Source organism: Pseudomonas sp. GP01-A4 (assembly GCF_058780865.1).
On record NZ_JBYSWF010000076.1, the window covers coordinates 21,628 to 30,786 of the forward strand.

The following is a 9,159-nucleotide window of genomic DNA, read 5'->3' on the forward strand; positions in this document are numbered from 1 at the left end:
CAACCGAAAAACCGCGATGATAGCTCAGCGCGGCGCCGGGGTACGGATTTCACCGCTGGCCAAACGTGAAGCGCTGTTACCGATCGGGTCTTCGGCATTCAGATCGGCGCCCTTGGCTTTCAGTTCATCCAGCAGTTCCACGCGTTTGAACAGCCCGGCATACATGGCCGCCGTTTGTCCGGCGCCGTTGCGCTGGTCGGGGTTGCAGTCGGTGGCGAGCAGGCGCTGGGCGATTTTCAGCTCACCCTTGAAGATCGCGCCCATCAACGCGGTGTTGCCGCGTTTGTCCTGCACGCAGGCATCGGCGCCGGCGGCGAGCAATCGGTCCACGTAGGCACTTTCGCCGTGATAGGCGGCGAGAATCAGCGCCGTGTAGCCTTTTTCATCCTGGGTGTTCAGCGGATAGCCGGATTCGATGAAGGTGTTGAGCATTTCCACGTCGCCACGGCGGGCGGCGTCGAAGTAGTAATCCTGCAGTTGTGCCTTAAGCGCGGCCGGGTCAGCTTGTTCGGCCAATACGCTGAACGACAAACACGCAAGGACAGCGCCTATAAAGATTCGCATGGCAAATTCTCAGTGATGTGCCACCTGTACGAGCCGGCTTGCCGGCGATGGCGTACTTGTGGGCGCTATCGCCGGCAAGGCGGCTCCTACAGGGAGCGTGGGCGGTTAGTCGGTCAGCTTTTCGGCCAGTGCTTTGACGCGGGCCAGGTCGCCCTTGGCAACTTTGGTCACGCCAGTGCCGTACTCCGGATCAGCCTTGTAGAGGAACGACAGGATGATGTGCTTGCTCTCGTCATCGGTGGTGGCCAGGGAGCCGCCGAAGTTGTCGATCAAGTCCTGACGCTCTTTCTTGTTGAACGAGCGGTACAGGTCGCCGGCCTGCTTGAAGTTCTGCTCACGCTGGATCTTCGCTTGCTGCGTACTGCCCGACAGGGCCGACTGGCTGTACCGCGCGGTTTGCGGCTCTTCCCGTGGCAGCAGGCGGCTTGGCTGGTAGTTCACGCCAGTGGTGGTCTTGCCGAAGTTCATCGCGCCGTCCTGGTTACCGTTGTTGACGGTCACCCGGGGTGCGTTGATCGGCAGTTGCAGGGCGTTTGGCCCCAGGCGGTACATTTGCGTATCGGCATAGGAGAACACCCGGCCTTGCAGCAGGCGGTCTTCCGACGGCTCGATGCCCGGCACCAGGTTGGCCGGCGCCATGGCGACTTGCTCGGTTTCCTGGAAGACGTTGGCCGGGTTGCGGTTCAGCACCATCTGCCCGACTTTGCGCTCTGGCACGTCCGGCCAGATCTTGGTGGCATCCAACGGGTCGAAATCAAACTTGGCCAAGTCTTCCGGTTTCAGCACTTGCACATACAGGTCCCACTTGGGGAAGTCGCCCTTATTGATGTGCGTGACCAAATCATTGGTCATATGGCTGTAGTCACGGCCCTGTACTTCAGTCACTTGTTTAGGATCGAGGTTCTTGATGCCTTGCAGGCTCTTCCAGTGAAACTTGACGTAGTGCACTTCGCCCTTGGCGTTAATCAACTTGTAGGCATGTACACCGTTACCGTCCATTTCCCGGTAACTGGCTGGAGTACCGGAGTCCGAGTACAACTCGGTCAACGTACGAGTGGACTCCGGAACATGGGAGAAGAAGTCAAAGCGACGGGAATCATCGTCCAGGTTAGTGCGCGGATCTGGTTTAAAGGCGTGAACCATGTCCGGAAATTTGATCGCATCGCGAATAAAGAATGTCGGGAAGTTATTACCGACCAGGTCCCAATTACCTTCGGCGGTGTAGAACTTGGTGGCGAAGCCGCGCGGGTCACGCAGGGTTTCCGGCGAATGGTTGCCGTGAACGACCGCAGAGAAGCGCACAAATACCGGCGTGGCTTCGCCGGCGGCAAACACCTTGGCCTTGGTCAGGTCGCTGAGGTTATCGGTGACGGTGAAAGTACCGTGAGCGCCGGTGCCACGGGCGTGCACAACGCGCTCCGGAATACGCTCGCGATCAAAGCGCTGCAACTTCTGGATCAGTTGCACGTCTTGCAACAGGACCGGGCCATTCGCACCGGCGGTTTGCGAGTTCTGATTGTCACCGACCGCCGCGCCATTATCGCGCGTGAGGTTGGCGGCGTGTACGGACAGCGAAAGAAGACTGGCGCTCACTGCAAACAGCACCTGTCGCGCAGAAATAGGCCCGCGGCTAATAGGGTTTTTCATCGAGGTATCCTCTGGTTTTTTTAGTGCACATTGAGTTGTGCTTGCCAGAGGCTAGTGACCCGCGAGTCAGAAGATAAATAGAAAAGCCGTACCACCCCGATAAAGAAAATAGTGTGGTAACCCACTGAAATAGCGGGTATTCCGCGCGCGATTGGTGGCACTTTGCAAACTATTTGCGATTTAATGTGTCGATAAAAACGGACACTGTTAGCAGTTGTGTCGAGCAAGCCTCGCCACACTGTCTTACACTGGCTTCTACCTCCTCATCTGTAACAAGGAATAACCTATGGGCGTGTTAAGTGAGTTCAAGGCCTTCGCGGTCAAAGGTAATGTGGTCGACATGGCGGTCGGTATTATCATCGGCGCCGCCTTCGGCAAAATTGTTTCATCCTTTGTAGGCGACGTGGTGATGCCACCTATCGGCCTGTTGATCGGGGGTGTCGACTTCGGCGACCTGGCCGTAACGCTTAAAGCCGCCCAGGGCGATGCGCCGGCCGTCGTACTGGCGTACGGCAAGTTCATCCAGAGCGTGATCGACTTTGTGATCGTTGCGTTTGCGATCTTCATGGGCGTGAAGGCCATCAACCGCCTGAAGCGTGAAGAGGCCGTGGCACCTAGCCTGCCGCCGGTCCCGACCAAGGAAGAAGTGCTGCTGGGGGAGATCCGCGATCTGCTCAAGGCACAGAACAGCAAGCCCGAGTAAGCTCGGCAAAAAGTAAAGGCGCCTGCAGGGCGCCTTTGTTTTACCAGTAGTTTTCTACCGCGACCTGCCCCGGACGGCGGGTCAGGCTCAGTTGCATGTCGCGCTGTTTCAGCAACTGACGCGTGTCGTCGATCATCTGCGGATTGCCGCAAATCATCACCCTGGAATGGTCGGGGGTCAGCTCGATGCCTGCGGCGCGCTCCAATTCGCCGTTCTCGATCAGGGTGGTAATCCGCCCATTCAGCGCGCCCGGATGTTGCTCGCGGGTGACAATGGGAATGTAGGTGAGCTTGTGGGCGTATTCTGCCAGGTACTCACGTTCGCCCAGTTCATGGATCAACGACTGGTAAGCCAGCTCCCTTGCTTCGCGGGCACTATAGACGAGGATAATCCGCTCGAATTTCTCCCACACTTCGAAGTCCTGCAGGATCGAGAGAAACGGCGCAATACCGGTCCCGGTGCCCAGCAGCCACAGATCGCGACCATCCACAAACCGGTCCAGGGTCAAAAAGCCCGTGGCCTGGCGCTCCACCAGCAAGGTATCGCCTTCCCGCAGGCGGCTCAGCTCACTGGTGAACTCACCGCCCGGCACCACGATGGAAAAGAAGTCCAGGTATTCATCAAAGGGCGAGGACACCACCGAATAAGCACGCCACACAATGCCGCCATCGGCCTTGGTCACCCCAAGACGCACGAATTGTCCGGCGCGAAAACGAAAACCAGGGTCTCGGGTAGTGCGCAGGGTAAACAGGCTGGGAGTCAGCGATTTCACGTCGAGCAGGGTCTGGCGGGTGTATTTTTCAGCACTGGCCGTCATGGGAAACTCCATTTGCAGAGGCCCCTAGTGTCCCCCAAAGCGCCGCCTGGAAACACCGATGGTTTGTGCTGGCATTGCCGCTGCCCATTGTGGCAACCGCTGGGCGGTACTAAATATTTGGCTATTAGTCGCCTTCCAACAAGCCATTAGATGAGGGAGTGCAACTAAATATTAACAAGGCGCATTTAGAGCAAGTTCTTAAAACTAATGGAAAAAAATCTTATCGAACGCCTGAAACCTGTACACCGTAGCCAGGTTGTACAAATGTTATTGGCCTAACGCCCGCTTGAACATAACTAAATTTTTATTTCGAGCTGTAGCCGTTGTCCTACACTATTTTTTCACGTTGTAACCGGGGGCCTTGGAAGTACCCCATGTAAAAACCGTTCGCATGGAGAGTTACCGATGGTCAACTGGCACAACACTCGCCTGCCCAAACTCGAAGGGGAAAGCGAAATAACCAGTATGTACGAAGCTGCCCTCAACCTTACCTACGAGCTTGGCTTCCAATACTGCGCATTCACCCTTAGTTCCCATCTACCCAACAACCAAACGAAAACTATCAACCTCAACAACTATTCCAATGAATGGAATACGCTGTACAGACAAGAGCACTACTTTGATCTCGACCCTGTGGTTGCGCATTGCAAACGCTCGGTTCTACCGATCGTATGGGACGAGAAAACCTTTTCTTCGGTACCGGACTTATGGGCCCATGCCCAGTCCAACGGACTGAATTTCGGATGGACCCAATCGGTTCATGACTTCCAGGGTGTTTTCAGCATGTTGAGCCTGGGGCGTGCCACCGGCCCAGTGGGCCCTGAAGAACTCTATGAAAAAGCCGGGCAAGTGCTCTGGATTTGCCACGCCATGCACGCGGTGGTGGCCAAAAAATACGCAGACAATCCCAGCCCGCAAGCGCCCAGCAAATTGACCCCGCGGGAAACCGAAATCCTGCAATGGTCGGCCTTGGGCAAGACCGCCTCGGACATCGCCACCATCCTGTGCCTGTCCGAACGCACGGTCGGCTTCCATATCAGCAGTGCGATGAAGAAACTGGGGGTCAGTAACAAGATTGCCGCAGTGATCACGGCAGTCAAATGCGGGTTGTTTTAAACACCGCATGTAATCCAGGGGAAAAAAACGTAACATTTGCGGCCAGTTCCGGGTGATGACGCGAGCCCCTGATGCGCCTCGCGTCGCCGCTCACCCCGATGGTTCGCTTACCCAGAGTCTCCCCCGCCATGCCCCTGCTCGACAGCCCCTTCGCCCAACTCGACCTGATCCGTCAGCCAGAACAGCACAACGACCCGCTGCAAGCGTTTGATGCAGCCGATGAGTATTTGCTCAGCTACCTGGCGGAACAACAGCTGACGACGGCGACCCGCGTACTCGTGCTCAACGACAGTTTCGGCGCGCTGGCGGCCAGCCTCGAAGGGCATGTGCAGGTCACCTCCAGTGGTGACTCGTTCCTCGGCGCCCTGGGCCTGGAGAAAAACCTGGCGCGCAACGGCAAGGCTTTCGACGCGGTAACGTTCCTGCCCGCCAGCCAGACACCTGCCGGGCCGTTCGACCGCGTACTGATCCGCGTGCCGAAAACCCTGGCCCTGCTCGAAGAACAATTGATTCGCCTGCAAGGTCAACTGGCACCCGGCGCCGAAGTGATTGCCGGGGCGATGGTCAAGCACCTGCCACGGGCTGCCGGCGAACTGCTGGAGCGCTACATCGGCCCGATGCACGCCTCACTGGCGGTAAAAAAGGCCCGACTGCTGATCGCCACCCTGGCCGATCGGCCACACGCCGTATCGCCCTACCCTACGCGCTACAGCCTGGAAACCCCGGCCATCGAACTGCTCAACCACGCCAACGTGTTCTGCCGGGAAGGCCTGGACATCGGCACCCGGGCCTTCCTGCCGCACCTGCCACAAAACCTGGGCGGCGCCCGAGTAGCCGACCTGGGTTGCGGTAATGGCGTCCTGGCGATTGCCAGCGCGCTGCAAAACCCCGAGGCGCAGTACACGCTGGTCGACGAGTCTTATATGGCGGTGCAATCGGCGGCCGAGAACTGGCGCGCGGCGCTGGGCGAACGTGACGTGCTGATTCGCCCCGGCGACGGCCTGGCCGATCAGGAAGCGCAGTCACTGGATGTGGTGCTGTGCAACCCGCCGTTCCACCAGCAGCAAGTGGTGGGAGACTTCCTCGCCTGGCGCATGTTCCAGCAAGCGCGGGAAGCGTTGGTGGTGGGCGGCGCCCTGTACATCGTCGGCAACCGTCACTTGGGTTATCACACCAAGTTGGCGCGGTTGTTCCGTGGCGTCGAGCAAGTGGCGACCACGCCGAAGTTCGTGGTCCTCAAGGCGCGCAAATAAAAAAGCCCTCCATGAAGGAGGGCAATAGTTACAACGGGATGTCAGTGGGTGGTCAGGCCCGCGGCATTCATGAACATGCGCATCAGGCTGGCCACTACGAACAGGGCCAGGACGCTGCCGGTCCAGATCATCGCCAGCCAGCCCAGGCGCTGCCAGAGCGGCTTTTTCTCGGCCTGTTCGATGTCGTGCAACGAAGGTTTGCCGGACATGAGTCAATCCTCCTAGTGATAACCGTCTTCGTGGGTGACCTTGCCGCGGAACACGTAGTAGCTCCAGAAGGTGTAGCCCAGGATGAACGGAATGATGAACAAGGTGCCCACCAGCATGAAGCCCTGGCTTTGCGGCGGTGCGGCGGCGTCCCAGATCGAGACTGACGGCGGGATGATGTTCGGCCACAGGCTGATCCCCAAGCCACTGTAGCCAAGGAAGATCAGCACCAGCGTCAGCAGGAACGGCGTGTAGTGCGCATTGCGGGCCACGGCGCGAATCAGGCCGTACATGGTTACCAGCACCAGGATCGGCACCGGCAGGAACCAGAACAGGTTCGGCAGGGTGAACCAGCGCGAGGCGATTTCCGGGTGGGCCAGCGGCGTCCAGAGGCTGACGATACCGATCACCGCCAGCACCACGAAGGCCAGGGGCCGGGCCAGGTTGTGCATCTTCTCCTGCAAGCTGCCTTCGGTCTTCATGATCAGCCAGGTGCAGCCCAGCAGCGCATACGCCACGATCAGGGCCACGCCGCAGAACATCGTGAACGGCGTCAGCCAGTCCAGGGAGCCACCGGCAAACTGCCGGTCGACCACCGGGATGCCATCAATGAACGCCCCCAGCGCCACGCCCTGGAAGAACGTCGCTGCCAGCGAGCCGCCGATGAAGGCCTTGTCCCACAAGTGACGCTTGTCGTCCTTGGCCTTGAAGCGGAACTCAAACGCCACGCCGCGAAAGATCAGCCCGATCAGCATCAGCATCAGTGGCAGGTACAGCGCCGAGAGCACCACCGAATAGGCAAGCGGGAACGCGCCAAACAACGCCGCGCCGCCGAGTACCAGCCAGGTTTCGTTGCCGTCCCACACGGGGGCGACGGTGTTCATCATCACGTCACGGTCGGTCTTGCCCGGGATGAACGGGAAGAGAATGCCGATCCCCAGGTCGAAGCCATCCATGACCACGTACATCATAATGCCGAAGATGATGATCACGGCCCAGATCAGCGGAAGATCAATACCCATGGCTCAGTTCCCCTTGTTCAAGGTGTCGCCGTGATCGGCATCGGCACTGTCATCAGCCGCCGACAACGGACGGGCCGGTGTGCGTTTCTGCCCAGGACCACCGTGAGTAGGCTCGGTGCTTTCGTGGGTCACAGGCCCTTTGCGCACCAGGCGCATCATGTAGCCCAGGCCCGCGCCGAACAGCGCGAAGTACACCACCACAAACAACACCAACGTAATGCTCATCTGCGCAAAACTGTGGTTGGACGAAGCGTCTGCCGTGCGCATCAGCCCGTAGACCACCCACGGCTGACGGCCGATCTCGGTGGTGAACCAGCCAGCGAGAATGGCGATCAGGCCGGACGGGCCCATCCACAGCGCCAGGTACAGGAACGGCTTGGATGTGTACATTTTGTCGCCACGGCGCAGCCAGAGGCTGAACAGGCCGGTGAAGATCATCAGGAAGCCCAGGCCCACCATGACCCGGAACGACCAGAACACGATGGTCGAGTTGGGACGGTCCTCAGGCGGAAACTCCTTGAGGGCCGGCACCTGCTTGTCCAGGGAGTGGGTCAGGATCAGGCTGCCCAGGTACGGAATTTCTACTGCGAACTTGGTTTTTTCAGCCTTCATGTCCGGCCAGCCGAACAGGATCAGCGGCGTGGGCTCGTTGCCGATATTTTCCCAGTGGCCTTCAATCGCGGCGATCTTCGCTGGTTGATGCTTGAGGGTATTCAGGCCGTGGAAGTCACCGATGACCGCCTGGATCGGCGCAACGATCAGCGCCATCCACATTGCCATCGACAGCATGGTGCGGATCGCCGGGTTGTCCTTGCCGCGCAGCAAGTGCCAGGCCGCCGAGGAGCCGACGAAGAACGCGGTAGCGACGAACGCGGCCGTGGCCATGTGCATCAGGCGGTAGGGGAACGACGGGTTGAAGATCACGGCCAGCCAGTCGGTTGGAATCACCCGGCCATCAATGATTTCAAAGCCCTGTGGCGTCTGCATCCAGCTGTTGGAGGCAAGAATCCAGAAAGTCGAGATCAGCGTGCCGACGGCCACCATCACCGTGGCAAAGAAGTGCAGCTTGCGTCCGACCTTGTTCCAGCCGAACAGCATGACCCCAAGGAAGCCGGCTTCGAGGAAGAACGCCGTGAGCACCTCATAAGTCAGCAACGGCCCGGTGACGGCACCGGCGAAGTCCGAGAAGCGGCTCCAGTTGGTGCCGAACTGATAGGCCATGACCAGGCCGGAGACCACGCCCATGCCGAAGTTGACGGCAAAGATCTTCGACCAGAAATGGTAGAGGTCACGGTAGGTGTCGTTGTGGGTCTTGAGCCACAGGCCTTCCAGCACCGCAAGGTAACTGGCCAGGCCGATGGTGATGGCCGGGAACAGGATATGGAATGAGATGGTGAACGCGAATTGAATTCGGGCGAGATCTAGCGCCTCCAAACCGAACATAAGTCTTCCTCTGTCAGGTAATACCGAATGCTGGCTGGAGGCCTGCACCCACTGCCCCCACGGATATGGAGTGTGGCGAATTCAAATTCGTTTCTTTTTATAACCAACCACGCAGGGATTCTGGCCTTGCGGCCGCCAGAGCAATCCCGGCGAAGGTTTTGATCTGGATCAAGCATTGCTGAAAGAGTAGTCCCATTTTCGCGAGAGCAAGGCGTGGTCTTTTGCCGCGTGACAGGTTGCCTCAGTGGTCACTGGGTGTTGTCTTTGGTGAGATTGGGCGTGTTTTGGGTGTATATCCGTTATTTGGGTGATGGCTGGTATTGGTTCCGCTCTTACAGCGGCTCACTTTTGAACAGCGCAAAAGTAAGCAAAACGCTCTTGCCCCAC

At 58.7% G+C, this 9,159-nt stretch carries 9 protein-coding genes; 3 read left to right on the plus strand and 6 right to left on the minus strand.

The window, feature by feature from the left end:
• Positions 1-24: 24 nt before the first annotated feature.
• Complete coding sequence (locus tag AC3WKX_RS29495) at positions 25-564, minus strand: ankyrin repeat domain-containing protein (RefSeq protein WP_087695252.1); 540 nt, start codon at positions 562-564, stop codon at positions 25-27.
• 105 nt (positions 565-669) lie between these two features.
• Positions 670-2,211, minus strand: a complete 1,542-nt coding sequence (gene katB / locus AC3WKX_RS29500) for a catalase KatB (RefSeq protein ID WP_003215817.1) — start codon at positions 2,209-2,211, stop codon at positions 670-672.
• A 286-nt stretch (positions 2,212-2,497) separates the two neighbouring features.
• Here katB and mscL point away from each other — a divergent pair, with 286 nt between their 5' ends.
• On the plus strand, positions 2,498-2,914 hold the full coding sequence (gene mscL, locus AC3WKX_RS29505; protein ID WP_003215816.1) for a large-conductance mechanosensitive channel protein MscL: 417 nt from the start codon (positions 2,498-2,500) through the stop codon (positions 2,912-2,914).
• 40 nt (positions 2,915-2,954) lie between these two features.
• Here the strand turns inward: mscL and AC3WKX_RS29510 are convergent, their stop codons facing one another.
• Complete coding sequence (locus AC3WKX_RS29510; RefSeq protein WP_008432814.1) at positions 2,955-3,731, minus strand: ferredoxin--NADP reductase; 777 nt, start codon at positions 3,729-3,731, stop codon at positions 2,955-2,957.
• 405 nt (positions 3,732-4,136) lie between these two features.
• On the opposite strand from AC3WKX_RS29510, the gene AC3WKX_RS29515 reads away from it, so the two are divergent.
• Both AC3WKX_RS29515 and AC3WKX_RS29520 read left to right on the plus strand, forming a co-directional pair.
• A complete protein-coding gene (locus AC3WKX_RS29515) occupies positions 4,137-4,847 on the plus strand; it encodes a helix-turn-helix transcriptional regulator (protein WP_003215813.1) in 711 nt (236 codons plus the stop codon).
• A gap of 128 nt (positions 4,848-4,975) precedes the next feature.
• The gene (locus AC3WKX_RS29520; protein WP_003215811.1) at positions 4,976-6,100 is read left to right on the plus strand and encodes a methyltransferase; all 1,125 of its coding nucleotides are present in this window, start codon (positions 4,976-4,978) and stop codon (positions 6,098-6,100) included.
• Between the two features lie 41 nt (positions 6,101-6,141).
• Here the strand turns inward: AC3WKX_RS29520 and AC3WKX_RS29525 are convergent, their stop codons facing one another.
• From AC3WKX_RS29525 to AC3WKX_RS29535, 3 genes are read right to left on the minus strand one after another with little or no spacing between them, the layout of a single operon-like run.
• Positions 6,142-6,309 (minus strand): DUF2474 domain-containing protein, encoded by a 168-nt coding sequence (locus AC3WKX_RS29525; RefSeq protein ID WP_003215809.1) that lies wholly within the window; start codon positions 6,307-6,309, stop codon positions 6,142-6,144.
• Positions 6,310-6,321: 12 nt separating this feature from the next.
• Positions 6,322-7,329, minus strand: coding sequence for a cytochrome d ubiquinol oxidase subunit II (gene cydB, locus AC3WKX_RS29530; protein WP_008432810.1), 1,008 nt, complete (start codon positions 7,327-7,329; stop codon positions 6,322-6,324).
• Positions 7,330-7,332: 3 nt separating this feature from the next.
• Positions 7,333-8,772: a cytochrome ubiquinol oxidase subunit I gene (locus AC3WKX_RS29535; protein ID WP_008432808.1), complete on the minus strand. Its 1,440-nt coding sequence runs from the start codon at positions 8,770-8,772 to the stop codon at positions 7,333-7,335.
• Between the last annotated feature and the right edge of the window lie 387 nt (positions 8,773-9,159).

What these genes read in the sequence shown, in the direction of transcription:
- AC3WKX_RS29495 (WP_087695252.1), bottom strand. Translation starts at nt 564, where the DNA reads ATGCGAATCTTTATAGGCGCTGTCCTTGCGTGTTTGTCGTTCAGCGTA.
- katB (WP_003215817.1), bottom strand. Translation starts at nt 2,211, where the DNA reads ATGAAAAACCCTATTAGCCGCGGGCCTATTTCTGCGCGACAGGTGCTG.
- mscL (WP_003215816.1), top strand. Translation starts at nt 2,498, where the DNA reads ATGGGCGTGTTAAGTGAGTTCAAGGCCTTCGCGGTCAAAGGTAATGTG.
- AC3WKX_RS29510 (WP_008432814.1), bottom strand. Translation starts at nt 3,731, where the DNA reads ATGACGGCCAGTGCTGAAAAATACACCCGCCAGACCCTGCTCGACGTG.
- AC3WKX_RS29515 (WP_003215813.1), top strand. Translation starts at nt 4,137, where the DNA reads ATGGTCAACTGGCACAACACTCGCCTGCCCAAACTCGAAGGGGAAAGC.
- AC3WKX_RS29520 (WP_003215811.1), top strand. Translation starts at nt 4,976, where the DNA reads ATGCCCCTGCTCGACAGCCCCTTCGCCCAACTCGACCTGATCCGTCAG.
- AC3WKX_RS29525 (WP_003215809.1), bottom strand. Translation starts at nt 6,309, where the DNA reads ATGTCCGGCAAACCTTCGTTGCACGACATCGAACAGGCCGAGAAAAAG.
- cydB (WP_008432810.1), bottom strand. Translation starts at nt 7,329, where the DNA reads ATGGGTATTGATCTTCCGCTGATCTGGGCCGTGATCATCATCTTCGGC.
- AC3WKX_RS29535 (WP_008432808.1), bottom strand. Translation starts at nt 8,772, where the DNA reads ATGTTCGGTTTGGAGGCGCTAGATCTCGCCCGAATTCAATTCGCGTTC.